The organism is Sphingomonas sp. ERG5, assembly GCF_000803065.1.
Taxonomy (GTDB): Bacteria; Pseudomonadota; Alphaproteobacteria; order Sphingomonadales; family Sphingomonadaceae; genus Sphingomonas.
The window spans coordinates 289,526-314,325 of sequence record NZ_JSXI01000016.1 but is presented as its reverse complement, the minus strand read 5'-3'; the positions used below and the strand labels follow the sequence as shown (position 1 = coordinate 314,325).

Below are 24,800 nucleotides of genomic sequence, written 5' to 3'. Positions count from 1 at the left end.
GCTGATGGAGCCCATCGGCAACATCCCGCCTGCCGAAGCCGAAGATCAATATTATGCTGCCGCGGACAACATCGATATGGCAGCGTGACTCACAACCCACGGCCTCCGGCAGACCCGGCGCGGTTCAATCCGGCGAAACGCCGGACCAACCGAAAAGACGGCCTGATCGCGTAAGCAATGTATATATCGTCCCCGGCCACTGCATCTGTCAACGTGTTGTTACATGGCTCCTCCGCCGGGACAAGGAAAGGGACATCCTCTCGATTAGTTTGCGGTCAATCGCCGGCTGCAAGCGGCCAGCTTCAAAGCAACTACTTTTTAACCGCGCCCCGATCGATCACCGTTGATAATCCGGTCTCTTTCTATCCCGGCCTGAGTGAACGGCGCTCCTCCAGAATCAAATGCGGACACTTCGAGAAGACTAGACGGCTGATCCGGCTCACCACCGCAAAGCTACCGCGCTGGGTATTTCGGGGACACTATACTAAATTATCTGCCGTGTTTCAGACCCGACCACGTGCAAGGAAGCGCGCCAATTAAGTATAGTGTTCCTGAAATACCATGCGTCCTCACCGCCGCAAAATTGCCAGACCACTAACGGCCATTACTCGCCGTTTGCATCCACCATGAAAATCATCGGCTTGCCGCGGGATGCCGGCTCCCACCCCGCCGATAACGCTGCGCGAATGCCCCGGGCGGCAATCACGTCGTTTATTTGGGAACGACCCTTGGGCAATCCTTTTAACAGGCGCTTGGGCGTGGGGAATTCCAGGAGCGCCTCGCGCTGGGTATCGATCTGCCGCAATGAGACGGTCATGCCCTTCCAGCCGTCCGCCGTGAATTGCGGCTCCCGCTGGAGCTGCCACTCATATTTCAGGCCGTCGATTTCGACGATGCCACCCAGGCTACGCGTATGAACCATGACGCTCCATAACAGGTACGGCTTCTTCCACCAGCGCAGGCCGCTCCGATCAACGATCGCGCCTTCCAGAAGCGGATAGCATGAACGGACGTCGCTGTTGGGAGGCGACACAGCTGACCTGAATGTCTGCCTTTGCGTCCTCGTCGCCGCAAAGCTACCGCGCTGGAGCAACTCACTTGCGGACATCCGCTTCCGGGCTGATCATACCGTGATGAAACGGATTGGATTCCTCGCTTACGGCGCCTGTTTAGCAGGAATCACCGCGCTGACTGCGGGATCCACGGTCAATTCGATCCTCTTTCTCCATGACTATGCCGGTGTATTTAGCGCGCTTGCCATAGCGGGCTGGTTGATCGCCTCGCTCTGCCCGATCACCTTGTCTTTGTTTGCCTGGGTGATGTCGGGGCGGATAAAGGCGCGCTGGCTCCCGCACATCCTTTTCATTCCGGCGGCGATCGCGGCCTTCGGCGTCGGCAGCTCGCTATTTTTCGATACGATCGGCGTGTTGAGTGACAGCATGGCGGGTGGCTTCGCGCTGTTGACCGGCATCGGCTATTTGATGCTTGCGCTCCTGATTCACCTCGTCGCTGCCATCGTCCTTGGGGTGATCGACGTCAGGCGTTGGGCGAACGGCAGCTAACCACGCGTCCCAAGCGGTTCCCGCCGACAGTTTCGTTCGGCAAGACCGGTCGCAGGAACGAGGTGAAATGTCCGGAGTATCATGAGCGGGGCGCCGGTGCAGCGGCCCCGGTGATCGGCGCGAAGACCAGCCGGTCGATGATATGCGCCATCCCGGCCGCATCCTGCCGGGTGTCATGTTCCAGCCACCACCGCAGGATCATCAGCGTCGCGCCAACGCCGTGAACGATACCCAGGTCGCGCGGAAGCCATTCGGGTGTGTCGGTGCCCGCAGTGCCCGCCGCGACGATCGCGCGCGCCGTGATGTCCCGGCGCATTGCGTCCCCGGCCCCGACGAGCAGAGCCCGGCAAATCGGGCGGCGGTCATCCACGAAGCGAGTCAGCGCCAGCGCCGCGGCTCCGCTATCCTGCGCCAGCACAAGCGGCGCGATGAGAAGGAGCAATTCGCCGATCAAGCCTTCGGCGATTTCCGCGAGCAGTGCTTCGCGCGTGGGATAATGACGGAAGAACGTCGCATAGCCGATATTGGCGCGCGCGGTGATCGCCGCCACGGTCACCTCCTCGAACGGCACTTCCGTCACCAGGTCGATCAACGCGGCATGGAGTGCGGCGCGGGATTTGGTGATCCGCGCGTCGGGACGCGGCGCCGCTCTTGATTTCCTCGCCCGATGCGCCATTTTATGATCCACCATATATCATAAATAGGCGTTCCTTATGCCCAATCAACTGGCTTCGGCCGATCTCTGTCCTGTTTCCGATCGTGACGATCGCAAGTCGGCGGCTATCGCGCGCACCGCTCAGGGTGTCGAGTCGATGCGCGTCGTCCGCGATTTCGCGGAAGCGCGCGCCCTGCTGCGCGATCCCGATGCGCGCCAGGCCGGCTTCCTTGCGGATCTGGTCAACAGGGTCTCGGTGACGCGCGCCCCGATCCTCTATGCGCATGGCGCGCAGCACCGCCGTCAGCGCGGCGCGACCGCACGCTTCTTCGCGCCGCGCGTCGTGACATCGGGCTATCGCGCGTTGATGGTAAGGACCAGCGAGGATCTGGTCGACCGCTTCCAACGAGCGGGTAGCGCCGACCTGGATGATATCGGGCTGGAGATGGCGGTGACGATCGCCGCCGAGATCGTCGGCCTGACGAACAGCGATCGGGCCGGGATGGCACGGCGGCTGGGCGCGCTGGTGACCGGCATGCCGCAGGGCGGATCGAGGCTCGCGATGATCCTGGGCTTCGCGCGTGGCCAGGCGCGAGCGCTCAACTTCTTCTGGCGCGACGTGAAGCCGGCGATCCGCGCGCGCCTGCGGCAACGATGCGACGACGTCATCTCGCACCTGCTGGAAGAAGGCTATAGCCATCGCGAGATCCTGACCGAGTGCCTTACTTATGGGGCCGCGGGCATGGTGACGACGCGCGAATTCATCACGATGGCGGCTTGGCATCTGCTTGGGGACGACATGCTGCGCGCCCGCTTCCTGGATGGCGATGAGGCGGCGAGGATCGCGATCCTCGAAGAGATTCTCAGGCTTGAGCCGGTGGTCGGCATGCTGTTCCGCCGGAACGGCACGCCTGCCGGCAACGATCCGGAACCCGTGGTCGCGCTGGACGTGCGCGGCGCCAATGGCGACGAGGCGGCGGTCGGCGCATGCCCGCACCGGCTCGATCCCGACCGCAAACGCGCGGACAAGGTGGGTGGCGCCGGGCTCGCGTTCGGCGACGGCGAGCATCGCTGCCCGGGCGCGCAAGTGGCGCTGCAGGAAACGGCGATCTTCCTCGACACACTGTTGCGGGTGCCGGGCATTCGGCTCGCCCGCACGCCCCAGATCGGCTGGAACGGCCTGATCGCTGGTTATGAGCTGCGTGGCGCGACGCTGGCCTGCGATGGGGCGGCAGCGTGATCCGGCGAATGCGCTGGCTGGCTGCCGGGCTCGCGCTGCTGGCGTCGTCGACATCGGTATCGGCGTCCGCGCCGGCGAGCCCCGCCGGCCGCTGGCTGACCGAGGACGGCAAGGCGATCGTCGAGATCATGCCATGCGGCGCGGCGCTGTGCGGGGCAATTTCGCGGATCCTCAAGCCCGATCCGGGTGCGCCGAAGAACGACGTCAACAATCCCGATCCACGCCTGCGGCAACGTCCAACGGGCAATCTCAGGATCCTCAGCGGTTTCGTGCCGGACAGGTCGCGCTGGCGGGGCCAGGTTTATGATCCGCGCACCGGGCGGACGTACAAGTCGTTCGTGGAAGTCCGGTCGGATGACACGCTCGCGCTTACCGGCTGCGTCTGGATGCTATGCCAGACACAGCATTGGCGCAGGTCGCGCTGAGAGGGATGAGCCGCTGCGACCGCGCCGCATGGCGGCTTATGGGTCGCACACATATCCGGTCCGCCAATCGCCTTAAGGCCGATCGAGCAACGAGACCGCCGGCTTGCCGACCGGCGCGGTGGGCGCCGGCGGCGTCCGGCGGTCCAGTGCGGCGAGCCAGATCCCGGCATTGGCTCCGATCGCCACCTGGGGCTGGGACGGGACAAGCTTGCCCCGGCCTTCCCATTCGCCGACCAGCCGCTCCGTCTCGGCGGCGACCGCGGCGATCGGCTGTGCCTTGCGCAAGGCATGATTGATCAGCGCATCGCCGAAAAAGGTCCAGTCGCTGTCCGCCTGACACCCGAAAGACGTGCGATCGGCCGATGACGCCGTCATCACGACACTGTCGTCGTTCGACAGCAGCGGCACGAAAACCCCCGAATAACAGGCGCTGACCAGGATCATGCGCCGTTCGATCCCCAGCGCGCCGAGCAGGCTCCACAGCCGCTGCGGCGACACCATGCCAAAGCCGGAATCGGCGTCGTTATAGACGATCCCCATCGGCGCGCCGTGGCTCGTCGTATAGAGGATGAGCACGTCTTCCTTGGGGTCGATCAGTTCGGCAACCCGCGCCAGGGCCATCGCAAGCGTGTCGGGCGCGCCACGCGGCAGGCTGCTGTCCGCGCTGCCATCGCTGCCCGCGAGGACGATGGTGCGCCCGGCGGCGTCGTAACGCCGCGACAACACCTTGCCGGCCTCGCGCGCTTCGCGTCCGAACACCGGATCGCTGTCGAGCGCAACGGCGACGACATAGGCATCGACCACGCCCTTGCGCTGCGGCTGCAGGGCGGCGAGCGCGCGGTCGACGCGGCGATGTTCGGCAAGCTGCCATTTGGCGGACCGGTCGCGCTCGGACGACAGGCCGACATCCGCGAGATACGCTGCCTGTTCGGCGGTGACGGCGGAATAAAAGGGCGGTGGCTGCGTGTGTTCGGGCGGGCGATAGGATTGCTGGGCAAGGGCTGATGCCGTGGCGAGCGGCGCGACAAGCGCACCCAGAAGCCATTTCGCACTACCGGCAACACGCCCCATGCACACCTCCGCTTGAAGCCGGAATGTCAGGGTGCGCCAGCGCCATGTCAACGGGGCCGACCGGATTTTTATTCCGCGCGGTACAGAATCGAAAATCCCGCGGTACAGTGCTCAGCAGACTTCCGCGGTGAATTTGGGCAGCGGCCCGGGCGGGACCCGCGCCGCCGACAGATAGAAGCTGTCCGCCGCCAGGTGATGATTGGCGCCATAAGCCGCGGCGAGCACTTTGCTCAGCGCCGGATCATAAGCGGCGAGGTCGGCATCGGACAGCACGACCCGGCCGTCGAACGTCGCCACCTTGTTCGAATTGAACCAGAATTGCGTGCCCTCGGCCCAATATTCGCCGATACTGACCGACGTATATTCGCCCTTCCACAGCCCCTGTTTCAGCGCGGCGGCATAAGCGGCCTCGACCCGGGCGTAGAGCGCGGGATCGGCGGTGCGGATCGCGTCGAGGATATTGTGCGAGAATTCGTGGACGAAGATATTCTCGCCATAATAGCGCGAGCTTTTCCACCCGAGCAGATTCTCCACCGTGCCCGTGGTCAGGATGCCGGCCATGCCGCGCGCCCGCGCGTTCCAATAATCGCGATCGGTCAGGCGGCCGATGCGCTCGTCATAATGTTTCGCCTCGCAAAAGGTCAGCCGCGGGTCGCCGCGCGGCGGCTTCTTCCAGTCGCGCTGTTCGGGAATATCGACCGTTCCCTCATCGGCCGCCATCACCGCCACCCGCTGACCGCGTGCGATCAGCGCACGGTTGAGATCCGGCCGTGCCGCGAGCATCGCCACGACGATATCGCGCGCCTTCAATAATGCCGCATCGGGCACCCTGGCCGAAGACAGGATCGGGATACCCCCGGCATCGAGATAGCGGGCATAGAAGGGATCGAGCGCGAGCGCCGCCGGTGGTGCGGTGATGGCGGGCGTCTCGGCCGAGGACGAGAGGGCGCACCCCGGCGCGGCGACGGCCAGCAAGACGGGGCCAAGGGCCCAGGCCAGGGCCGAACCGGTACGCCTCAATAAACCCGCTTCTTCGGCTTGATATAGTCGATGTCGTCGGTGAGCGTGTAATCATGCACGGGGCGGAAGCCCAGCGTCGTCTCACCGCCCTTGCCGCCCCAGCCATTGAAGGTCGCGGTGGTGTGCTTCATCCAGTTCGCGTCGTCGCGATCGGGGAAATCCTCATTGACGTGAGCGCCGCGGCTTTCCTTGCGGTTGGCCGCCGAGTCCATCGTCACCACCGCCTGCGCGATGAGATTGTCGAGCTCGAGCGTCTCGACCAGGTCGGTGTTCCAGATCAGCGAGCGGTCGTTGATGCCGACATCGCCCATGCGCTGATATGTCTTGGCGATCTGCGCCTTGCCTTCATTGAGCAGTTCGTCGGAGCGGAACACCGCGCAATGCTTCTGCATCGTGCGCTGCATTTCAAGGCGCACCTCGGCGGTCGATGACCCGCCCGTGGCATTGCGGAAATGATCGAGCCGGCCAAGCGCCAGCTCCTCCGATCCCTTGGGCAGCGGATTGTGCGAGGTGCCGGGCTTCAAGGTTTCCTTGAGGCGCAGGCCGGTCGCACGACCGAACACCACGAGATCGATCAGCGAGTTGGAGCCGAGCCGGTTGGCGCCATGCACCGAGACGCACGCCGCCTCGCCGACCGCGAACAGGCCGGGCACGACCGTATCCGGATTGCCGTCCTTCAGCTGGACGACTTCGCCATGATAATTGGTCGGGATACCGCCCATATTGTAATGCACGGTCGGGGTGACCGGCAGCGGCTGGCGCGTCAGGTCGACGCCGGCGAAGATCTTGCCGGTCTCGGTGATACCGGGCAGCCGCTCGTGCAGCACCTTGGGGTCGATATGGTCGAGATGGAGATAGATATGATCCTTCTCCTTGCCGACACCGCGCCCTTCGCGGATTTCCATCGCCATCGAGCGCGACACCACGTCGCGCGACGCGAGATCCTTGGCCGACGGGGCATAGCGCTCCATGAAGCGCTCGCCTTCGCTATTGGTCAGGTAACCGCCCTCACCGCGCGCGCCTTCGGTGATCAGCACGCCGGCGCCATAGATGCCGGTCGGGTGGAACTGGACGAATTCCATGTCCTGCAGCGGGAGCCCCGCACGCAGCACCATGCCGCCGCCGTCGCCGGTGCAGGTATGCGCCGAGGTGGCGGAGAAATAGGTGCGGCCATAGCCGCCCGTCGCCAGCACGACCGAATGCGCGCGGAAGCGGTGGATCGATCCGTCATCCATGCACAAGGCGATCACGCCGCGGCACACGCCGTTTTCCATGATCAGGTCGAGCGCGAAATATTCGATGTAGAAGTCCGCGTCATATTTCAGGCTCTGCTGATAGAGCGCGTGAAGCATGGCATGGCCGGTGCGGTCGGCGGCGGCGCAGGTGCGCTGCGCGGGCGGGCCTTCGCCCATATTCTGCATCATGCCGCCGAATGGGCGCTGATAGATCTTGCCTTCATCGGTGCGGCTGAACGGCACGCCGGCATGTTCCAGTTCGTAGACCGCGGCGGGCGCCTCGCGCACCATATATTCGATCGCATCCTGGTCGCCGAGCCAGTCGGAGCCCTTGACCGTGTCGAACATGTGCCAGGTCCAGTGGTCCGGCCCCATATTGCCAAGGCTCGCGGCGATACCGCCCTGCGCCGCGACGGTGTGGCTGCGCGTCGGGAACACCTTGGTGATGCACGCGGTCTTCAGGCCCGCCTCGGCGATACCCATCGTCGCGCGCAGGCCCGAACCGCCAGCGCCCACGACCACAGCATCATAAGTGTGGTCGATGATCTTGTACGCGTCAGCCATTATGCGGGCGTCCCGGTAAAGGCGATCCGGAGGATCGAGAAGATGGCCACCGCCGCCGTGCCGACGGTGAAGAAGTTGAGCACGATCATCAGCACGACATGAAGTTCGTCATGGATATAATCTTCGATCAGGACCTGCAGGCCGAGCCGGAAATGATAAAAGACAGACGCGACCAGCAGGATCAGCGGGATCGCCACCCAGGCCGAGGAAACCCATTGGCGCACGGTCGCATAATCATAGGCCGGCAGTCGCGCGATCGCGATCATGAACCACAATGTCAGCAGCAGGTTCGCCGCCGCCGTGAGCCGCTGGTGCCACCAGTGCTGCGCGCCTTCCTGCGCGCTGCCGAGACCGCGGACGCGACCGAGATTGGTGCCGTTGCCCATCTTATTTGCCCCCCAGAAGATAGAGCCAGAAGACAATGGTCAGGGTGAGCGAGCCGATCACCGTCAGCCATGCGCCGACCTTGTTGCTCTTCAATTCATAGCCGGCACCGGTGTCGAGCAGGAAATGGCGGATCCCGGTCGCCATGTGCTGGAACAGCGACAAGGTCAGGCCGATCCCGACGACATAGCCGATCGCCCCGCCCCAGAGCTGGGTAAAGACGTACAGGAAAGTCGCATAACTCTCCTTGCCTCCGGCCAGCGCGGCCAGCCACCACACGAACGCCGCCGTCCCGACCGTCGCCAGGCCGTCGCCGGTGATGCGATGGACGATCGAGACCGTCATCGTGATGGGCCAGCGCACATGCCACACATGGGGGCTGAGCGGGCGGGCGACGGGTGGTTTGGTGGCCAAGAGCAAGTCCTTCGTCAGGCAGTGGCTGAGCTATTAGTCCCCATGTGCCGCGATGCAAGACTGAACGGCCCTGCGCCGGTTTCCTAACCGCCCCTTAACCAAATCGGGTTAGCTCAATGACACAGAACCACGGGACCATAGCCGGGTCGCCCAGACGGAGTTTCACACTTGGACGCCAACGACCTGCCTGCCCCCGGCACGATCGCCGCCAAAATCGATCTGACCGCGCGCCTGCGCGTGTTCGATTTTGACGGATCGCTGGCCGGCGCGAGCCGCGACGCCTGGGCCGTGCTCGAACCCGATATCCGTGCCGTCTCCGAGGCTTACTGGCAGCAATGGTTGCGCTGCTTCACCGACGAACGGATCTGGGCACCGCACGAAACCGACAAGATGATCGATGTCGGCTGCGTTTTCCTGCGCAACCGCTTCATGGACACCAAGGGCCGCGCCTGGGTCGAATCGGTCGAGCGCTCGGTCGCTGCCGCCTATACCAATGACGTATCGCCGCTCGCCCTGCTGTCGATGATCAACGCCAGCGACCGCGCCGCGCTCAACATTCTCACCAGGCGAGTCGACCATGCCGATGTGAAGCTGCCGGTGCTGATCGACACGCTGATGCGCCTCTCCGCGCTGGAGGGCGAGATCACGGTCGCGATTTACAATGCCTATCGCGAGCACAGCGCCCAGACCGGCCGTGACCGCCTCGCGACCGAATTCCGCGATGGCATCGCCCGGATGGTCGAAAGCGCGACGCAGGAATCGAGCGTGCTGCGCGGCCAGTCGCTCAGCACATCCAACTCGGCGCGCGGCATGCTCGGCAAGACCTCCGAAGTGGCCGCCGCCGCCGAACAATCCGCAGTCGCGATGCGCGAAGCGGCGCACACCGCCGCCGGGCTGATCCGCGCGATCGAGGATGCCCGCACCGAAGTGGAGGCGGCGCGCGAAATCGCCACCCGCGCCTCGACTCAGGCGAGCACGGCGGTCGGCATGTCCGAAACGCTGTCGGATCATGCCAAGTCGATCGAATCGATCCTTGGCCTGATCCGCGACATTGCCGGGCAAACCAATTTGCTTGCCCTCAACGCGACGATCGAAGCCGCCCGTGCCGGCGATGCAGGGCGTGGCTTCGCGGTCGTCGCGCAAGAAGTGAAGAGCCTCGCCAACCAGACGGCGCGCGCGACCGACGACATCGCCGCCAAGATCGCCGCGATCCAGTCGGCCACCCGTTCGACCGTCGATACCAATGCCGGCATCAAGGCGACCGTCGCCGAAGTGCAGGAAAGCGCCAACCGCATCCGCGCCGCGATGGAAGCGCAGGCGCAGACGGTGACGGCGATCACTGCCGCGGTCGATGAGACCGCACTCGCCGCGGATTCGATGTCGAACACCATCGCCGCGATCCGCGAGGATACCGAAACCGTCGCGTCGGACATCGACCGCGTCGGCAAGGGCTTCGATTCGCTCGAAGCACGACTGGGGACGCTCAAGAACAGCGCGGGCGATTTCATCGCCAAAGTTGCTGCATGAGCGGTTGAGAGGGTGAAGCTGTGGCACAAACGAATAACGGCACTTTAGGGGGCTGGAGCGGCGGCGCGCGCAGCGCGGCCGAACGCGTCGGCGATTATGACTGGGACCGGGCGATCGCCGCGGCCAGCGCCGAGATCGCGACGCTGATCGAAGGATCGGAAGAAGCGATCGCACGCGCCTTCTGGGATCATTACATGTCGCTCCCGGCGACCGCGCATATCCAGCCGCATCTGGTCGGCGACCTGCTCGAACGGCGCATCGCGCGCAGCGTGCGCTATACCAAGATCAAATATGCCGACCCGTTCGACGACCAATGGATGACGATCGCGTTTCGCCATGCCAGCGAATCGCACGAAACCAATGTGCCGCTGCCTGCCCTGCTCTCGTCACTGAGCTCAGCGCATAGCTGTACGCTGCACATCATCGCCGGGCGCCTGAACGGCGACACGGCGCGCGCACAGCATCTTGCCGACATCATCCAGCGTCTCGCTCTGGTCGAGGCCGATGTCATGACCACGCATCTCGGCATGCGCGATGCCGAGCGCGCGCGCGACGAACGCCGCGAACGATCGGCACAATTCAGCGAAAGCATCGGTCAGTCGATCGAGGGCACCGCCACGCTCGGCACGCGGATCCGCGTCCAGGCCAAGGGCGCGTCGTCCTCGGCGCGCGGCATGCTCGGCAAGACCTCCGAAGTCGCGTCCGCCGCCGAACAATCCGCCGTCGCGATGCGCGAAGCCGCCCAGACCGCTGCCGGGTTGATCCGCGCGATCGAAGATGCCCGTCGCGAAGTCGAAGCCGCCACCGACATCGCCACCCGCGCATCGAGCCAGGCGACCGATGCGGTCGGCATGTCCGAAGCGCTGTCCGATCACGCCAAGTCGATCGAATCGATTCTCGGCCTGATCCGCGACATTGCCGGGCAGACCAACCTCCTCGCCTTGAACGCGACGATCGAAGCGGCGCGTGCCGGCGATGCCGGGCGCGGCTTCGCGGTCGTCGCGCAGGAAGTGAAATCGCTGGCGAGCCAGACGGCGCGCGCGACCGACGACATCGCCGCCAAGATCGCGGCGATCCAGTCCGCGACACGGTCGACCGTCGATACCAATGCCGGCATCAAGGCGACCGTGGCCGAGGTGCAGGAAAGCGCCAATCGCATTCGCTTCGCGATGGAAGCGCAGGCGCAGACCGTGACGGCGATCACCGCCGCGGTCGACGAAACCGCGCTCGCCGCCGATTCCATGTCCAACACCATCGCGATGATCCGCGAGGACACCGAGAATGTCGCGAGCGAGATCGACACGCTCGAGCGCGACTTTGGGGAGGTCAACGAGCGGCTCGAAACGCTGCGCGGCGCCGCCGACAGCTTCTCCGCCAGCGTCGCGGCATAACCAAAACCTCTCCCGTCCGGGCGGGAGAGTAGTTGTTGCGCTCCGCCACCGGGCCTATGTCGCCCGGATGACCATCAATATCCTCCTCACCGGCAGCAGCCGGGGCATCGGTGCCGCCATCGCGACCGCGCTGGCCGGCCCCGACATCACCCTGATCGGCCATGGCACCGCCAGCGGCATCCCGGCGAATTTCGGCGACCCCGCCGGTCCGCAAACGCTGTGGGACACCGCGCTTGACCGGCTCGATGGCCGGATCGACGTGCTGATCAACAATGCCGGCATCTTCGAGGCCAATCCGATCGACCGCCCGGGCGACGAATGGGTCGCGGACTGGGACCGCACCATGCGCATCAACCTGACCGCTTCGGCCGAACTGTGCCGCCTCGCCATTCTCCACTGGCAGGGACGCGGGAACGGCGGGCGGATTGTCAACATCGCCAGCCGCGCAGCCTATCGCGGTGATTCACCCCAGCACTGGCATTATGCCGCGTCCAAGGCAGGGATGGTCGCCATGACCAAATCGATCGCGCGCGGCTATGCGGCGCAGGGCATCCTCGCTTTCGCGATTTGCCCCGGCTTCACCATGACCGGCATGGCCAGCGACTATCTGTCGAGCCGGGGCGGCGAGAAGCTGCTCGCCGACATCCCGCTCGGCCGTGTCGCCGCGCCGGACGAAGTCGCCGCGGCAGCGAAGTTCCTTGCGCTCGAGGCGCCGCCGTCGATGACCGGTTCGGTGCTTGACGTGAACGGGGCAAGCTATGTCCGATAGCTGGAAGCTCACTTTGCCCTGCACGCGCGCCGAAGCCGAGGCGATCGATGCGGCCGATGATCTCGGCATCGATCCCGCGCCCGTGCTGATGACCAGCGAGGAAGTCGCCGACGATCCGCTGCGCTGGCGCCTCGACGCCTATTTCGAAGGCAAGCCGGACAAGGCGGCGCTCGCCGCGGTCCGCGCCCTGGTGCCGAGTTCGGCAAAGACCAGCGCGACTCCCGAACGCGTGCCCGATGCCGATTGGGTCACGCTCAGCCAGGCCGGGATCGAGCCGGTCCATGCCGGCCGCTTCTATGTCCATACCGACGCCAACAAGGGCCGGGTCCCGGCGGGCGCCCATGCTTTCCGCATCGAGGCGAGCCGTGCGTTCGGCACTGGCCAGCATGAAACCACCACCGGCTGCCTGCTCACGCTCGACGCGATGCGCCGGCGCGGCGAGCGGGCGCGCAACCTGGTCGATATCGGCACGGGCACCGGCCTGCTTGCCTTTGCCGCGCTGCAGCTCTGGCCGACCGCCTACGCCACGGCCTCGGATATCGATGCCGCGTCGATCGACGTCACGGCGGAGAATGCGATCCTCAACCATGTCGCGCTCGGCACCGGCCCGGGCCGCCTCGCCCTCGCGGTCGCGCCGGGACTCGAACATCCGTTGCTGATCGGCCGGGCGCCCTATGACCTGATCGTCGCCAATATCCTCGCCGGCCCGCTGATCGCGCTGGCGCCGAGCATCGGCATGGCGCTCGCCGAAGGCGGGACCCTGGTGCTGGCGGGCCTGCTCAAGGGCCAGGCCGATGCCGTTCTCGCCGCCTATCGCCGCCAGGGTTTGCGCCTTGCGGGGCGGATCGACACCGGCGACTGGCCGGCATTGCGGCTACGCAAGCGCGTGCGTCACGGATATGATCGCGTGACGCGGCTCGGGCCGGGCGGCGCGGGCGAAACGCCGGGGTTCGGGAACTGGTAGCCTAGTTTTGCGCCCGGGTTTTCGGGCGCACCGCGATCGCCTCGACCTCGACCATCAGGTCCGGCCGGGCGAGCCGGACGACATAGACCAAAGTCGATGGCGGCACCGCGTCGCCAAGCACCGCGGCGCGGATCGCGGCCGAGCGTTCATACGCAATCGGTTTGACCAGGAAGACGTTGAGCTTGACGATGTTGTGCGGGCTTGCCCCCTGGCTCGCCAGGATCGCGACGACATTGCGCAGCGCGCGTTCATATTGCGCCTCGGCATCGGCGGCGATGCTGCCGTCGGGCGCATTGCCGACCTGCCCCGCGACATACAGCATGTCCGATCCGGCCGGCACCACCGCCAGATGCGAATAACGCCCGATCGGCGGCGCGACGGTCGAGGGATTGGAGATTTCCTGCGCCGATGCGGCGGCCGGCAATGCCAATATGCAGGCCAGTGCAGCGATCCTGTTCATGCGGCGGCCTTTCCCTTGGCATAGGCTTGCGTGCCGTGCGTGATCACCACATCCGCCGGATCAAGCGCCGCGACCGGAATATCGGGCAACGCCTTCAGCGATTCATAAAGCGGCGCGAAGTCGGTTTCGACCGTCAGCCGGAGCAATTCGTCAAAGCCCGGAATGACGAAGTAATTCTGCTGAAAATCGTCGATCCGATAGTCGGTGCGCATCACCCGCGCGAGATCGAAGGCGATCCGGTTGGGGCTTGGATCGTCGAGCGCAAAACGGCTTTCGGCAAAGCTCGACACGATGCCCGAGCCATAGATGCGCAGCCCCTCGGGCTCCGCGATCAGGCCGAACTCGACCGTGTACCAGTAAAGCCGCCCGAGATATTTCAGCGCATCGAGCCCCAGCGCGCGCTGCCCGCCCCGGCCATAAGCGGCGAGATAATCGGCAAAGACCGGGTCGGCGAGCATCGGCACATGGCCGAACACGTCGTGAAAGACATCCGGTTCCTGCAGATAATCGAGCTGATCGGGCCGGCGGATGAAATTGCCCGCGACGAAGCGGCGATTGGCCATATGGTCGAAGAATACGTCGTCCGGCACCAGCCCAGGCACCGCCACGACCTGCCACCCGGTCAGGCGCATCAATCGTTCGGACAATTCCTCGAAATCAGGAATGCCGGGCTTGGACAATTTGAGCACGTCGAGCCCGCGCAGATAGGCATTGGATGCGCGTCCCGGCAGCAACGTCGCCTGGCGCTCGAACAATGTGTCCCAGGTCGCATGTTCCTCGGCGGAATAATGCGCCCAGTCCTGCGGTATCGTCCAGTCGCTCGCGGCACCCTCAGGCAGCGCGTCGAGCACATGCGTATCCTCGGTCATGCAAATCGCATATCACAGCGCGAAGGCGGCTGGAAATGGATGCGCATGTCGAGATGACCTCCCTCAAGGCCCCTCTCAAAGATAGCCCTGGCCCACCCTCGAAACTGCTCTGGGCCGCCGAACTGCCGCGTGCGGCCTGGGCGGTCGCCTCGCTGTTCGGTGCAAGGCGCATGCTCGATGACGTGCCGCGAGGAGACGGCCGGCCAGTGCTGCTGCTGCCGGGACTGTTCAATTCGGACCGCTCCAATTTCGTCATGCGGCGCTATCTCAATCGCCTGGGCTATCGCGCCGAGGGATGGGGACTGGGCCGCAATCTCGGCGCACGTGCGGTCGGCGCCGAAGGCGAGAAGCTGTTCGAGCGGATCCGGGAGATTCATGCCAGGACGGGCAAACCGGTCACGCTGATCGGAATCAGCCTGGGCGGGATCATGGCGCGATTCGCCGCGCATCGTCTCCCCGGCCTGGTGCGCGAAGTGATCACCGTCAGCGCACCCTTTGCCGGACCGCCCCGTGCAACCAATGTCTGGTTCATGTTCGAACTGCTGACCGGCGACCGCGTCGATAGCGAGCGCGTCACCGCACAGGCGGCCGAAGTGATAAAGCCCCTGCCCGTCCCTTCGACCGCGATCTGGAGCCGCAGCGACGGGCTGGTCAACGGCATGATCTGCCATGTCGAGGGCGACCCGCAGTGCCGCAACATCGAGATCCGTTCGAGCCATCTCGGCGTGCAGTTGCGCCCCGAAGTGCTCCGCCTGATCGCCGATACATTGGGTGGCGAGGCGCTGGCTAAGCCGCGCGCATCAGTACGCAATTCACGATGAAGTCGATCGCCGGGTAACGGATATAGCCCGACAGGCGATCGGGTCGCGCCACCAGATCGGTCGACCCATTTTGCCGGGCAGGCTGTGGGCACGAAATACGGAAACGGACTTCATGCGGCGCTGCCGCGGCCATGATCACGACCAGCTCATCCGATATCACTTCATAAGTGCCGGCCTGCAAGGCGTGCCGAAACACTTTGCCCGCGCGCAGCGTCCAGTGCTGATCATCCGCCTGCTCCAGCGACTCGCCCTCTTCCAGGAGCTGCCAATCGCCTTCAAACGCTGTGGCATCGTGCGCCATATTCTTGCTCCAAACGATCCGGAAGCAAGAACAATAGCGGAACAAATCCGCCAAATCCAGAGTGAGAATGACGATATGAGGAGGTGATCCGCACTTATCCGCGCGGCAATTGTCGCGCCACCCAAGCCCTTAGCCGTCGAGCATCAGCCGGTAGCGCCCGGTCAGCTTATGCGCGAACAACCCGTCCTCCTCTCGGGTACCACCACCGATATTATGGATCACCGCCCAATTGCCGCTCGGCCCACGCCGGTCGGAAACGATGCCGGTATGCGGCAATTTGTCACCGATCAGGCTGGTGAAGATATCGCCCGGTCGCCAGCCCGCCGAGGTCCCGGCAAGCGGCAATTGCGCCCCTTTGCGGCTCATGAAGGTCTGCAAATTGGGTACGCGGCGATGATCGATGTTGCGGTCGGGACGGCGCAGGCCCCAGCGCCTGGGATAGGCACCGAAAGCGCCGCGCATATCGGCATTGACCAGCGCCTGCAGATCGATGCCGAATGCGTCGCGATAGGCGCGGATCAGCACATCGGTGCACACGCCCTTGACGCGCGCCACGTCGCCATTGGGAAAGGCCAGCACGCTGTAAGCCGGATCATAGTCCAGCGTGACCCCGACTTGTCGCCGCGCCGCGGCGATCAGCGCTGCCGCAGTCCGGCGAGTGGCCTGCGCCTGAAGGGGCCATGCCGCGCAGGCAGAAAGGCCCAGAAGAATGGCGCGGCGGTCGAACTCAATCATGAGCGAAGCGTATCCCCCTTTCCGTCATGCCGGACAAGTTCGGGCGACCGAGCGGCAATGGGGGGAAGACAGCTGACAATAGGCGTGCGGATCGACACACGGGACGAAGATGCGCACCCGCACCCGCCGTCTGGACATATGGTTTCGAGATCCTGCGCCTGATCGCCAATGTGTCGGACGGCATTCCGGTGACTTAAGTCCTTACCTCGACTGTCGGGACCGCGACGAGGCGGGCTGTGAACCATCCCGCCCGAGCCCGATCAATCGCTCGCCTATTTCGCGCCCCGCACCACACCGACACCCGGAAACAGATTGGGCGTGATCTTGCCATTCTCCGCCATCACCTTGCCGCCGACCAGCACATAACGATGGCCGCTCGATGCCTGTAGCGGGCTGGCATAGGTCGCATTGTCCTTGACGGTGGCCGGATCGAACACATTGATATCAGCATCCGCACCGACCTGAATGCGCCCCTTGCGCGCCATGGCGGGCGCGACCTTTTCCAGGCGCCGCGCCGGCAGGATCGTCATCTTGGCGATGGCGGTCTTGAGATCAAGCAATTTGCGCTCCCGCACATAGACCGCGAGAACGCGGCTGAAACTTCCCGCGCCGCGCGGATGAACATTGGGCTGGTTCATCGGCATGCCGTCCGAGGCAATGGTGACGAACGGATCGGCCATCGCCGCGTCGATCGCCATTTGCGGGATCATGTACACCACGACCTCCCCCTCCGGCTTTTCCTTGCGATATTTTTCAAACGTCTCCTGAGTGAGGCGCTCGCCGGTCGCGGTCCATTGCAGGTCCTTGTAAGTGATGCCGGTGCGCGCCTGCCACCCGTCCGAAAAGAATTCCGAACCGAGCGCGGTCGAGCCGGCTTCGTACGGATAGGCCTCGGTGGTCACGCCGACACCATGTGCCGCCGCGCCTTTGATGATCTCGATCACGGTCGGGGCATCGTTCAGCGCCGTCGATGTCACATGGACGATCTGCAGCCCGGCGCCGGTCGCCGCCGCGTCGGCGATCAGTTCGTTCGCGACGGCGATCGACATGCCCGAACCGCGGCTTGCCTCACGCATGCGCACATGCACGAACACCGGCACATCATATTTGGCCGCGATCTTGAACGCCTTGTATATTTCGCGGCGTCCGATCCCCGGCGCATATTCAAGGCCGATACCGATCCCAAGCGCTCCTGCCGCGATCTCGCTGTCCACCAGTGCGGCGATACGCCCTTCCTGATCGACATCCGCCGAGGTCGTCAGAGCCACGGGCGCTACCGTCAGCGCATTGCCGGCATCGGCACCGCCGCTGCAATGCTTGTCGCTCATGATCTCGACCCGCGCGCAGAGATAGTTCGCGGTCGACCCAAAGTTGATCAGCGCCTTGCCCCGCTTGCTGGCATAATATTCGCTGATCGGCCGCGTGCCGATTTCCATTTCGAACGCCGAGGTCACACCATCGAGCAGCTGGAAGCTCTGGCTTTTCGGATCCTGGCCATGCGCATGATAATCGATAAAACCCGGCGCGACGACTTGCCCCTTGGCGTCGAGGACGCGCTTGCCCTTAAGCGGCGTGGTCGAGATCGCGGCAATCGTCCCACCATTGATGCCGACATCCGCGATCTCGTCGCGATTGCTGGCCGGATCGATCACCCGGCCGCCCTTGATGACGATGTCATAGCCGACATCCTGCGCGGCGGCCGGCGCGATCGCGATCAACGGCAACAGGCATGCGCCCCAAACAACATTTCCGACACGCATTGACTGTCTCCTTGGCACGGTTGCACGGCGCCGAAGGCTTATTGGAAACCGTTCACAATTCTCCGTCAAGGACATAATTTTCTAATTGGAATAAATTGCGCCATGGCAAGCGCTTAGACCGGATCACCTCGGCCGCTCGCTACGGCAATGGTGATCAACACCTTAGCGCGGCGGATCACCCGCAGCATATCCGTCATATGACCCGCAGGCATTCGGGTCCTTGCGACACGCTTTCTCCGCCTTTTTCCGCTCACGGCCTTCGCGTTCTTCCTGCTTGCGCATCTTGCGGCCATAATTGCGGTCGGCTTCGCTCTGGCTGGTGGTCGTCCAGTCGACTGCCTTGCCCGCGACCTTGACCGGCGCGGTGACCACGCTCGCCACGGTCCGGACGCAACCGCCCGCCAGAAGAGGCAGCAGGGCGATGGAGGCGATGATCAGCGTGCGCATGGTCTATCTCATGGTTGACGCGGATGCTTGCTCGCATCGCGCGCTTCGGCGCCGATCTGCGGGAAATCGGTGAAGAACCCGTCGACGCCATCATGGATATAGAGCGCGATTTCGTCCGAAAGACGGCCATGTGTTGCAGGACTGACACCTGACTTCAGGCTCGGCGGCAGAAAAACATTCTCCGCGCGGAAGGTCCAGGGGTGGACGCGCAAGCCCGCCTTGTGCGCATCGGCGATCAATGTGGAGGGCGCAGCGTCGCCATTGCGGATCATCGCTTTGGACGGACCGATGCCATAGGCATAGGTCGCGACGGCCTTCAGCCCCGCCGGCGTCGCCATCTCCGCATAGCTCGACACCGCCTTGTCGGCCGGGCCACCAGCCGCATCCATCAGCTGGATCAGGCGAATTCCGGTCAGCTTGTGCAGGCGCTTGAGATTATCGACCTCGAACGACTGGATGAATACCGGCGCGTCGGCCCCATTCCAGCCGGCCGCCTTCAGTTCAGCGGCGAGCTTTTCCTCCATCGGCAAGCCGATCGAAGCGAAATAGCTGGGATGCTTGGTCTCGGGATAAATACCGATGATGCGACCGGTCGTTTTCGATTTCGCCTTGGCCAGCGCGATGATCTCGGCAAGCGTTGGCACCTCGAACTGCCCGTCATATTTCGCATTGTCGGGACGAAGCTGCGGCAGGCGCTCCTTCGCGCGCAGCGTCTTCAGTTCGGCGAGCGTGAAATCCTCGGTGAACCAGCCGTCATGCTTCTCGCCATCGATCAGCTTCGTCTTCTTGCGATCGGCAAATTCGGGATGCGTCGCGACATCGGTGGTGCCGGTGATGTCGTTCTCGTGCCGCGCAACGAAGACATTGTCCCTGGTCAGCACCAGATCGGGTTCGATGAAATCGGCGCCCTGCTCGATCGCCAGCGTATAGGACGCGATCGTGTGTTCGGGTCGCAGCCCGCTCGCGCCACGATGGGCAATGACGATGAGAGCGGGACTGTGATCCTTGGCCATCGCGCTATCCTGCATCGTCGTGCCGCTCATGGCCAGCGCGACCATGACGAACGCGACAAGACGCGTGGCTGCGGCGGATGTACATATGGCCATTGCGCTTCCGATCCCGGATACCGATTTCATCAAGGGCGTTACCCCAGCTTCCAACAGGGTGTGATTGCCATACACTGCATCGGCGACGGACGGCGGATCGATTCCTGTTTCACGCTCAGGCCCATGCAGCAGGATAATGACATATTGACGATCAAGGAGCTGGAACGATCAAGAAGCTGGATAGTGCGGACGATCTGCCGTCGATGCGCCACCGTCGTGAATCGATCAGGTACAGCTGATGGCCGGTAACGATTCCGTCCTGGCCGCCGCTATCGCCTGGAAAGGCGCACCGATGGCGCTTGCCACGGTCGTTTCGACCTGGGGCTCGGCGCCGCGCCCCAGGGGCAGTCATATGCTGATTCATGGCGATGGCCGATTTGAGGGATCGGTGTCGGGCGGTTGCGTCGAGAGCGACATACTGACCATTGCCGCCGATGTGATCGCGGGTGCGCCATTCGTGGTGAAGCAATATGGCGTCGAGGATGCCGCCGCCTGGGAAGTCGGGCTGCCGTGCGGCGGACAAATCGCCGTGATGGTGCAGCCGGTCTCGGCATTGGGTTTCGACCCCGAGCTGTTCGACCGCATCGCCGAGGCGCGCGCGGCCGGCCAGGCGCTGAATGTCGCAACCGACCTCGATAGCGGCGCGAGTTCGCTGCGCACGATCGAGGGCGCGGCCTTCGTCAACCGTTACGATCCTCCGCGCCGGCTGTTGATCATCGGCGCGGTGCAGATCGCCCAGGCGCTTGCCGGTCTGGCGCGCGAACTCGGCATCGCGACGGTGGTGATCGACCCCCGCGCCCGCTTCCTGACCGCAGAGCGCTTCCCCGGCGTCACGTTAGACGATCGCTGGCCCGACGACGCGGTGGCCGCCTATGCGCCCGGACCATCGACCGCCATCGTGACACTCAGCCATGACACCAAGATCGACGACCCGGCGCTGATCGCCGCACTGGCCAGCGATGCGGCCTATATTGGCGCGCTCGGGTCGCGGCGCAGCCATGCCGCGCGGCGCGACCGGCTGTCGATCGCCGGTATCAACGAGACCGGGCTCGACCGGATCGACGCGCCAGTCGGCCTCGATATCGGCGCGATCGGGCCGGCCGAGATCGCGCTGTCGATCGCCGCGGCGATGGTCGGCGCATTCAATGCCAGCACTGTCAGGAGCAAAGCATGATCCCCGCCAACCGCACCGTCCTGATCCTTCTCGCCGCCGGCCGGTCGCGCCGTTTCGGCGACAGCGACAAGCTGGAGCAGGAGTTCCTGCACCAGCCGCTGGCTTTCCATGTCGTCACCGCGCTGGAGGACATGCCGTTCCTGGCGCGCTTTGCGATCACCTCGGGCACCAAGCTCGACTTTGCGAGGCGCGGCTACACCGTGATCGCCAATGAGTCGGTCGAGGGCGACCTGTCGAGTTCATTGCGGCTGGGTGTCGCGGCAGCGCGCGACCTGGATGCGGATGCGGTGGTGATCGCACTGGCTGATATGCCGCGGGTGACCGCGGGCCATCTCTACAATCTGCTCGACGCCGCCGACGGGCCCAATGCGGTGGTCGCGTCGAGCGACGGCGTCCAGCCGCGCCCGCCCGCCGTGTTCGGCGCCGACCAGTTCTCCGCCCTGCTCGCGCTGGAGGGCGATAGCGGTGCGCGCGACATGGTGCTGGGCGGCAAGCATGTCGTGGCGCCGGCGAACGAGCTGCTCGACGTGGATACGCCCGAGGACCTCGATTACCTGCGCGCGCTGGTCCGGCCTATTCGTGCCGTAGAGCGTCGATCGGATTGAGCCCTGCCGCGCGCCGCGCCGGGAAATAGCCGAACACCACGCCGATCACCGCCGAGATGCCGAACGCGATCAGGTTGATCTGCGGCACGAAGAGATAATCGACCCGCATCACCGGCGCGAGCGAGACCACCGCGATTTGCGCGATGACCAGCCCGATCAGCCCGCCGAGCATTGACAGCGCGACCGCCTCGACCAGGAATTGCAGCAACACCTCGCTCGCCACCGCGCCGATGGCGAGGCGGATACCGATCTCGCGCGTTCGCTCGGTCACCGAGACCAGCATGATGTTCATGATGCCGATACCGCCGACGATCAGGCTGATCGCCGCGACCGCCGTCACGATGCTGGTGAGCAAAGTCGTGGTGCCGGTCAGCGTGTCGGAGATCTGCTTGGTGTCGAAGATGTTGAAATCGTCATCCTTGCTGCCGGTGATGTTGCGCCGTTCGCGCAGCAAATCGGTGATCGAGGACTGCACCACCGCGCTCGAATAAGCCTGATCGACCCCGACCAGCATCAGTCGGATATCGCGATTGCCGGTGAAGCGACGCTGCACCGCCTTGATCGGCATGATCACGACATCGTCCTGATCGCCGCCAAAGCCGGCCTGGCCACGAGTCGAAAGGATGCCGATCACGTCGCACGAGATGCCGCCAAGACGGATCCGCTCGCCGACCCCGGCGCCGCCACGGAACAGGTTGGTGCGCACGGTATTGCCGATGATGCACACCGCCTTGCCCGCCTGCTCCTCAGCGCGCGTGAAGGTGCGGCCCGACGCCAGCGGCCAGGGCTGGACCTCGAAATAGGCCTCGGTCGTGCCGTTGATCGTGGTCGACCAGTTCGCGCCTTCATAGATGGCGGTGGCGGTCGATTGGGCCTGCGGTGCGACCGCGCTGACTCCGGCGATCTGTCGTGAGATCGCATCGACATCCTCCTGCTTGAAGTCGGGCGGTCGCGGGCCGCCGCCACCTCGGCCGAAACCCTGGCCGGGGCGGATCTGCAGGATGTTGGTGCCGAGCGCGGAGATCTGCTTCTGCACCGCGGCGGTGGTCGCCTGGCCGAGCGTAACCATGGTCACGACCGCCGCGACGCCAATGATGATGCCGAGCGCGGTCAGGATCGAGCGCAGCTTGTGGCGCATGATCGAGCGGATCGCGAGGAGGAAGGTGGTGCCGAGCATCAGAGTGTCACTTTCTCGCCCTGATGGTGCTGCGCCTCGATGCGCTCGACCAGCCCGTCCTTGAAATGCACCACGGTGCGCGCAAAGGCGGCCATGTCGGGTTCGTGCGTGACCATCAGCACGGTGATGCCATTCTCGCGATTGAGGTCGCTGAGCAATTCCATGATTTCGACCGAGCGTTCGGAATCGAGGTTCCCGGTCGGTTCGTCGGCGAGCAGCACGGCAGGCGCGGTGACGATCGCGCGGGCGATGGCGACACGTTGCTGCTGACCGCCGGACAATTCGGCCGGGGTATGATCCCACCACTGCGCCAGCCCGACCTTGTCGAGCGCAGCCATCGCCGCATCATGCCGCGCCTTCTTGGCGTCGCCGCGATACAGCAAGGGCAGCTCGACATTCTCCAGCGCGGTGGTGCGCGCGAGCAGATTGAAGCCCTGGAACACGAAGCCGAGATATTTGCGTCGCAGCAGCGCGCGCTGGTCGCGGCCGAGCGTTTCGACATGATGGCCGCGAAATTCGAACGTCCCGCCGGTCGGCACGTCGAGACAGCCAAGGATGTTCATCGTGGTCGACTTGCCCGATCCCGACGCGCCCATCACCGCGACGAAATCGCCGGCCTGGATGTCGAGGTCGATGCCCTTCAACGCCTGGAACGCGGTCGCACCTTCACCATAGGTCTTGGTGACGCCGCGCAACCGGATCAGCGGTTCGGCACTATTGGCCACTGCGCTGCCCACCACCCGAACCGCCGCCGGAACCACCGCCGCCGCCCGAGCGCCGACGCTGGCCGCCGCCCGACGATGGCTTGTCGCCCGCCGCAAGCTGACCGGTGATCACGTCCATGCCCGGCTTCAGGTCGCCGCCGGTCACTTCGGTGACCGAACCATTGGTCTCACCGGTGGTGATATCGACCGCCTTGGGCGCGCCGGTCTCATCCTTGATATAGACCGTCTGGTGACCGCCGCGACCGATCGTCGCAGTGCGCGCACCGCCGCCGCCGCCGCCACGGCGCGGCCGGGTCGGAACGAGCGCACCGGCAATGCCACCGCTGGCCGCAGCGGTCGGCCCCGCTGTGTCCGGCTTGAAGCGCAGCGCGGCATTCGGAACGAGCAGGACATTGCTTTTGGCGGTGGTGACGATATCGGCCGTGGCGGTCATGCCCGGGCGAAGCTCGAGCTTGGGGTTCGCCACGGTCAGCGTCGCACCATAGGAGACCACTTGCGCGGTCGTCGTGCTGGCCGTCGTGGTGGTCGATTGCGCGCTCAGGTTCGAGCCGAGATCGACGCGGGTGATGTCGGCCGGGAAAGTCTGGCCAGGAAAGGCATCGACCGTGAAGCTCGCCTTCTGGCCTTGCTTGACCGATCCGACATCGGCTTCGTCGATCGCGACTTCCAGCTTCATCGCCGACAGATCCTCGGCAATGACGAACAGGGTCGGTGTGCTGAAGGATGCGGCGACGGTCTGGCCCGGTTCGATCTGGCGCGCGAGCACCACGCCGTTGACCGGCGAGCGGATCACCGTCTTCACCAGTTGAGTCGCGTTGGACGACAAGGTCGCCTGCGCCGACTGGACATTGGCTTGCGCGGCGCGGAGATTGGCAACGGCCCGCGCGCGATCGGCAAGCGCCTGCTCCATCTCGGTCTTGGCGGGGACGCGGCCGTTCGACAGGCGACTGACTTCCTGCAGGCGCTCGAGCTGCGCGCTCGACTGGGCAAGCGTCGCCTGCGCCTGCGCCACGGCAGCGACATTGGCGGCAAGCGCGGCCTTGCTTTGGTTGACCGTGTCCTGGAAGCGCGAGGGATCGACCAGAGCGAGCGGCTGGCCGACCACGACGCGGTCATTCACGTCGACCACCACCTTGGTGACCAGACCCGACAATTCCGAGCCGACCTGAACCTGATTGGTCGGGGCAAGCTTGCCGGTCGCCGAGACGGTGACCTGGAACGAGCCCTGCGCCGCCTTTTCCGTGGTGTACTGGACCGGCGCGCTTCCCGTCAGCCAGCTCTTGAGCAGCAGCGCAAGCAGCACCACGCCAACCGCGATCAGCACCCATTTCAGGTAGCGGCGCCACACCGGCTGCGGCTTGACGCCGAGAAACTCGTCGAGATTGGTGTCGGCCATCGT

Annotated in this window: 27 protein-coding genes; 10 read left to right on the top strand and 17 right to left on the bottom strand. The window is 64.8% G+C overall.

Features of this window, described 5'->3' with window-relative positions; all coding sequences use genetic code 11:
• Window positions 1-604: 604 nt before the first annotated feature.
• Complete coding sequence (locus OO12_RS05395; RefSeq protein WP_034157640.1) at window positions 605-922, bottom strand: hypothetical protein; 318 nt, start codon at window positions 920-922, stop codon at window positions 605-607.
• A gap of 211 nt (window positions 923-1,133) precedes the next feature.
• On the opposite strand from OO12_RS05395, the gene OO12_RS05390 reads away from it, so the two are divergent.
• Window positions 1,134-1,562 carry a hypothetical protein gene (locus OO12_RS05390; protein ID WP_034157562.1) on the top strand — a complete coding sequence of 143 codons (429 nt, stop codon included), beginning with the start codon at window positions 1,134-1,136 and terminating at the stop codon, window positions 1,560-1,562.
• A 79-nt stretch (window positions 1,563-1,641) separates the two neighbouring features.
• Here OO12_RS05390 and OO12_RS05385 read toward each other — a convergent pair whose 3' ends face one another.
• On the bottom strand, window positions 1,642-2,238 hold the full coding sequence (locus tag OO12_RS05385) for a TetR/AcrR family transcriptional regulator (RefSeq protein ID WP_034157639.1): 597 nt from the start codon (window positions 2,236-2,238) through the stop codon (window positions 1,642-1,644).
• A 37-nt stretch (window positions 2,239-2,275) separates the two neighbouring features.
• Between OO12_RS05385 and OO12_RS05380 the strand changes: the two genes are divergently transcribed.
• Together OO12_RS05380 and OO12_RS05375 are read left to right on the top strand one after the other, a co-directional pair.
• A complete protein-coding gene (locus tag OO12_RS05380; RefSeq protein WP_052215569.1) occupies window positions 2,276-3,457 on the top strand; it encodes a cytochrome P450 in 1,182 nt (393 codons plus the stop codon).
• Complete coding sequence (locus OO12_RS05375) at window positions 3,454-3,882, top strand: DUF2147 domain-containing protein (protein WP_235364688.1); 429 nt, start codon at window positions 3,454-3,456, stop codon at window positions 3,880-3,882. Before OO12_RS05380 ends, OO12_RS05375 begins: the two co-directional genes overlap by 4 nt.
• Before the next feature lie 72 nt (window positions 3,883-3,954).
• Here OO12_RS05375 and OO12_RS05370 read toward each other — a convergent pair whose 3' ends face one another.
• The 5 genes from OO12_RS05370 to sdhC all read right to left on the bottom strand — a co-directional run bounded on the left by OO12_RS05370 (window position 3,955) and on the right by sdhC (window position 8,570).
• The gene (locus tag OO12_RS05370; protein ID WP_034157560.1) at window positions 3,955-4,953 is read right to left on the bottom strand and encodes a C13 family peptidase; all 999 of its coding nucleotides are present in this window, start codon (window positions 4,951-4,953) and stop codon (window positions 3,955-3,957) included.
• A gap of 111 nt (window positions 4,954-5,064) precedes the next feature.
• Window positions 5,065-5,973: a hypothetical protein gene (locus tag OO12_RS05365; protein WP_052215568.1), complete on the bottom strand. Its 909-nt coding sequence runs from the start codon at window positions 5,971-5,973 to the stop codon at window positions 5,065-5,067.
• Window positions 5,970-7,772, bottom strand: a complete 1,803-nt coding sequence (gene sdhA / locus OO12_RS05360; RefSeq protein WP_034157559.1) for a succinate dehydrogenase flavoprotein subunit — start codon at window positions 7,770-7,772, stop codon at window positions 5,970-5,972. Before sdhA ends, OO12_RS05365 begins: the two co-directional genes overlap by 4 nt.
• Window positions 7,772-8,158, bottom strand: a complete 387-nt coding sequence (sdhD, locus tag OO12_RS05355) for a succinate dehydrogenase, hydrophobic membrane anchor protein (RefSeq protein WP_034157558.1) — start codon at window positions 8,156-8,158, stop codon at window positions 7,772-7,774. The genes sdhA and sdhD overlap by 1 nt, the downstream gene beginning before the upstream one ends.
• A 1-nt stretch (window position 8,159) precedes the next feature.
• Window positions 8,160-8,570: a succinate dehydrogenase, cytochrome b556 subunit gene (gene sdhC, locus OO12_RS05350; protein WP_034157636.1), complete on the bottom strand. Its 411-nt coding sequence runs from the start codon at window positions 8,568-8,570 to the stop codon at window positions 8,160-8,162.
• Between the two features lie 183 nt (window positions 8,571-8,753).
• Here sdhC and OO12_RS05345 point away from each other — a divergent pair, with 183 nt between their 5' ends.
• The 4 genes from OO12_RS05345 (at window position 8,754) to OO12_RS05330 (ending at window position 13,221) form a co-directional block, all read left to right on the top strand.
• Window positions 8,754-10,097 (top strand): methyl-accepting chemotaxis protein, encoded by a 1,344-nt coding sequence (locus OO12_RS05345; RefSeq protein WP_034157635.1) that lies wholly within the window; start codon window positions 8,754-8,756, stop codon window positions 10,095-10,097.
• A 20-nt stretch (window positions 10,098-10,117) separates the two neighbouring features.
• A complete protein-coding gene (locus OO12_RS05340) occupies window positions 10,118-11,488 on the top strand; it encodes a methyl-accepting chemotaxis protein (protein WP_034157557.1) in 1,371 nt (456 codons plus the stop codon).
• Between the two features lie 67 nt (window positions 11,489-11,555).
• Window positions 11,556-12,257 (top strand): SDR family NAD(P)-dependent oxidoreductase, encoded by a 702-nt coding sequence (locus OO12_RS05335; RefSeq protein WP_034157556.1) that lies wholly within the window; start codon window positions 11,556-11,558, stop codon window positions 12,255-12,257.
• Window positions 12,247-13,221, top strand: coding sequence for a 50S ribosomal protein L11 methyltransferase (locus tag OO12_RS05330; protein WP_034157555.1), 975 nt, complete (start codon window positions 12,247-12,249; stop codon window positions 13,219-13,221). Before OO12_RS05335 ends, OO12_RS05330 begins: the two co-directional genes overlap by 11 nt.
• Before the next feature lies 1 nt (window position 13,222).
• Here OO12_RS05330 and OO12_RS05325 read toward each other — a convergent pair whose 3' ends face one another.
• Together OO12_RS05325 and phhA are read right to left on the bottom strand one after the other, a co-directional pair.
• Window positions 13,223-13,681, bottom strand: coding sequence for a RidA family protein (locus OO12_RS05325; RefSeq protein ID WP_052215567.1), 459 nt, complete (start codon window positions 13,679-13,681; stop codon window positions 13,223-13,225).
• Window positions 13,678-14,550, bottom strand: a complete 873-nt coding sequence (gene phhA / locus OO12_RS05320) for a phenylalanine 4-monooxygenase (protein WP_034157554.1) — start codon at window positions 14,548-14,550, stop codon at window positions 13,678-13,680. The genes OO12_RS05325 and phhA overlap by 4 nt, the downstream gene beginning before the upstream one ends.
• Before the next feature lie 35 nt (window positions 14,551-14,585).
• Here phhA and OO12_RS05315 point away from each other — a divergent pair, with 35 nt between their 5' ends.
• Entirely contained in the window at window positions 14,586-15,371 is a 786-nt protein-coding gene (locus OO12_RS05315; RefSeq protein ID WP_235364687.1) for an esterase/lipase family protein, read from the top strand.
• Here the strand turns inward: OO12_RS05315 and OO12_RS05310 are convergent.
• The 5 genes from OO12_RS05310 to OO12_RS05290 all read right to left on the bottom strand — a co-directional run bounded on the left by OO12_RS05310 (window position 15,337) and on the right by OO12_RS05290 (window position 19,627).
• A complete protein-coding gene (locus tag OO12_RS05310) occupies window positions 15,337-15,672 on the bottom strand; it encodes a hypothetical protein (protein ID WP_034157553.1) in 336 nt (111 codons plus the stop codon). The genes OO12_RS05315 and OO12_RS05310 overlap by 35 nt on opposite strands.
• 129 nt (window positions 15,673-15,801) lie before the next feature.
• Entirely contained in the window at window positions 15,802-16,407 is a 606-nt protein-coding gene (locus tag OO12_RS05305) for a DUF1287 domain-containing protein (RefSeq protein ID WP_052215566.1), read from the bottom strand.
• Window positions 16,408-16,679: 272 nt separating this feature from the next.
• Window positions 16,680-18,167 carry an amidohydrolase family protein gene (locus OO12_RS05300; RefSeq protein ID WP_034157552.1) on the bottom strand — a complete coding sequence of 496 codons (1,488 nt, stop codon included), beginning with the start codon at window positions 18,165-18,167 and terminating at the stop codon, window positions 16,680-16,682.
• Between the two features lie 162 nt (window positions 18,168-18,329).
• Complete coding sequence (locus OO12_RS05295; RefSeq protein WP_034157551.1) at window positions 18,330-18,614, bottom strand: hypothetical protein; 285 nt, start codon at window positions 18,612-18,614, stop codon at window positions 18,330-18,332.
• 8 nt (window positions 18,615-18,622) lie between these two features.
• Complete coding sequence (locus OO12_RS05290; RefSeq protein ID WP_152616281.1) at window positions 18,623-19,627, bottom strand: glycerophosphodiester phosphodiesterase; 1,005 nt, start codon at window positions 19,625-19,627, stop codon at window positions 18,623-18,625.
• A 331-nt stretch (window positions 19,628-19,958) separates the two neighbouring features.
• Between OO12_RS05290 and OO12_RS05285 the strand changes: the two genes are divergently transcribed.
• The gene (locus OO12_RS05285) at window positions 19,959-20,894 is read left to right on the top strand and encodes an XdhC family protein (RefSeq protein WP_034157550.1); all 936 of its coding nucleotides are present in this window, start codon (window positions 19,959-19,961) and stop codon (window positions 20,892-20,894) included.
• On the top strand, window positions 20,891-21,499 hold the full coding sequence (locus OO12_RS05280; protein WP_034157549.1) for a nucleotidyltransferase family protein: 609 nt from the start codon (window positions 20,891-20,893) through the stop codon (window positions 21,497-21,499). Before OO12_RS05285 ends, OO12_RS05280 begins: the two co-directional genes overlap by 4 nt.
• Here OO12_RS05280 and OO12_RS05275 read toward each other — a convergent pair.
• The 3 genes from OO12_RS05275 to OO12_RS05265 are packed head-to-tail and all read right to left on the bottom strand — an operon-like array spanning window position 21,468 to window position 24,797.
• Window positions 21,468-22,676: an ABC transporter permease gene (locus OO12_RS05275; protein WP_034157548.1), complete on the bottom strand. Its 1,209-nt coding sequence runs from the start codon at window positions 22,674-22,676 to the stop codon at window positions 21,468-21,470. The genes OO12_RS05280 and OO12_RS05275 overlap by 32 nt on opposite strands.
• On the bottom strand, window positions 22,676-23,416 hold the full coding sequence (locus OO12_RS05270; protein WP_235364686.1) for an ABC transporter ATP-binding protein: 741 nt from the start codon (window positions 23,414-23,416) through the stop codon (window positions 22,676-22,678). Before OO12_RS05270 ends, OO12_RS05275 begins: the two co-directional genes overlap by 1 nt.
• Window positions 23,391-24,797: an efflux RND transporter periplasmic adaptor subunit gene (locus OO12_RS05265; RefSeq protein ID WP_034157547.1), complete on the bottom strand. Its 1,407-nt coding sequence runs from the start codon at window positions 24,795-24,797 to the stop codon at window positions 23,391-23,393. The genes OO12_RS05270 and OO12_RS05265 overlap by 26 nt, the downstream gene beginning before the upstream one ends.
• Window positions 24,798-24,800: the final 3 nt, after the last annotated feature.

Excerpts from the sequence above, each read along its gene's own strand:
- OO12_RS05275 (WP_034157548.1), bottom strand. The coding sequence starts at position 22,676 with ATGCTCGGCACCACCTTCCTCCTCGCGATCCGCTCGATCATGCGCCAC.
- OO12_RS05305 (WP_052215566.1), bottom strand. The coding sequence starts at position 16,407 with ATGATTGAGTTCGACCGCCGCGCCATTCTTCTGGGCCTTTCTGCCTGC.
- OO12_RS05295 (WP_034157551.1), bottom strand. The coding sequence starts at position 18,614 with ATGCGCACGCTGATCATCGCCTCCATCGCCCTGCTGCCTCTTCTGGCG.
- OO12_RS05285 (WP_034157550.1), top strand. The coding sequence starts at position 19,959 with ATGGCCGGTAACGATTCCGTCCTGGCCGCCGCTATCGCCTGGAAAGGC.
- sdhA (WP_034157559.1), bottom strand. The coding sequence starts at position 7,772 with ATGGCTGACGCGTACAAGATCATCGACCACACTTATGATGCTGTGGTC.
- sdhD (WP_034157558.1), bottom strand. The coding sequence starts at position 8,158 with ATGGGCAACGGCACCAATCTCGGTCGCGTCCGCGGTCTCGGCAGCGCG.
- phhA (WP_034157554.1), bottom strand. The coding sequence starts at position 14,550 with ATGACCGAGGATACGCATGTGCTCGACGCGCTGCCTGAGGGTGCCGCG.
- OO12_RS05280 (WP_034157549.1), top strand. The coding sequence starts at position 20,891 with ATGATCCCCGCCAACCGCACCGTCCTGATCCTTCTCGCCGCCGGCCGG.
- OO12_RS05390 (WP_034157562.1), top strand. The coding sequence starts at position 1,134 with ATGAAACGGATTGGATTCCTCGCTTACGGCGCCTGTTTAGCAGGAATC.
- OO12_RS05395 (WP_034157640.1), bottom strand. The coding sequence starts at position 922 with ATGGTTCATACGCGTAGCCTGGGTGGCATCGTCGAAATCGACGGCCTG.
- OO12_RS05325 (WP_052215567.1), bottom strand. The coding sequence starts at position 13,681 with ATGAACAGGATCGCTGCACTGGCCTGCATATTGGCATTGCCGGCCGCC.
- OO12_RS05290 (WP_152616281.1), bottom strand. The coding sequence starts at position 19,627 with ATGGCCAAGGATCACAGTCCCGCTCTCATCGTCATTGCCCATCGTGGC.
- OO12_RS05380 (WP_052215569.1), top strand. The coding sequence starts at position 2,276 with ATGCCCAATCAACTGGCTTCGGCCGATCTCTGTCCTGTTTCCGATCGT.
- OO12_RS05385 (WP_034157639.1), bottom strand. The coding sequence starts at position 2,238 with ATGGCGCATCGGGCGAGGAAATCAAGAGCGGCGCCGCGTCCCGACGCG.
- OO12_RS05310 (WP_034157553.1), bottom strand. The coding sequence starts at position 15,672 with ATGGCGCACGATGCCACAGCGTTTGAAGGCGATTGGCAGCTCCTGGAA.
- OO12_RS05300 (WP_034157552.1), bottom strand. The coding sequence starts at position 18,167 with ATGCGTGTCGGAAATGTTGTTTGGGGCGCATGCCTGTTGCCGTTGATC.
- OO12_RS05315 (WP_235364687.1), top strand. The coding sequence starts at position 14,586 with ATGGATGCGCATGTCGAGATGACCTCCCTCAAGGCCCCTCTCAAAGAT.
- OO12_RS05370 (WP_034157560.1), bottom strand. The coding sequence starts at position 4,953 with ATGGGGCGTGTTGCCGGTAGTGCGAAATGGCTTCTGGGTGCGCTTGTC.
- OO12_RS05335 (WP_034157556.1), top strand. The coding sequence starts at position 11,556 with ATGACCATCAATATCCTCCTCACCGGCAGCAGCCGGGGCATCGGTGCC.
- OO12_RS05330 (WP_034157555.1), top strand. The coding sequence starts at position 12,247 with ATGTCCGATAGCTGGAAGCTCACTTTGCCCTGCACGCGCGCCGAAGCC.
- OO12_RS05265 (WP_034157547.1), bottom strand. The coding sequence starts at position 24,797 with ATGGCCGACACCAATCTCGACGAGTTTCTCGGCGTCAAGCCGCAGCCG.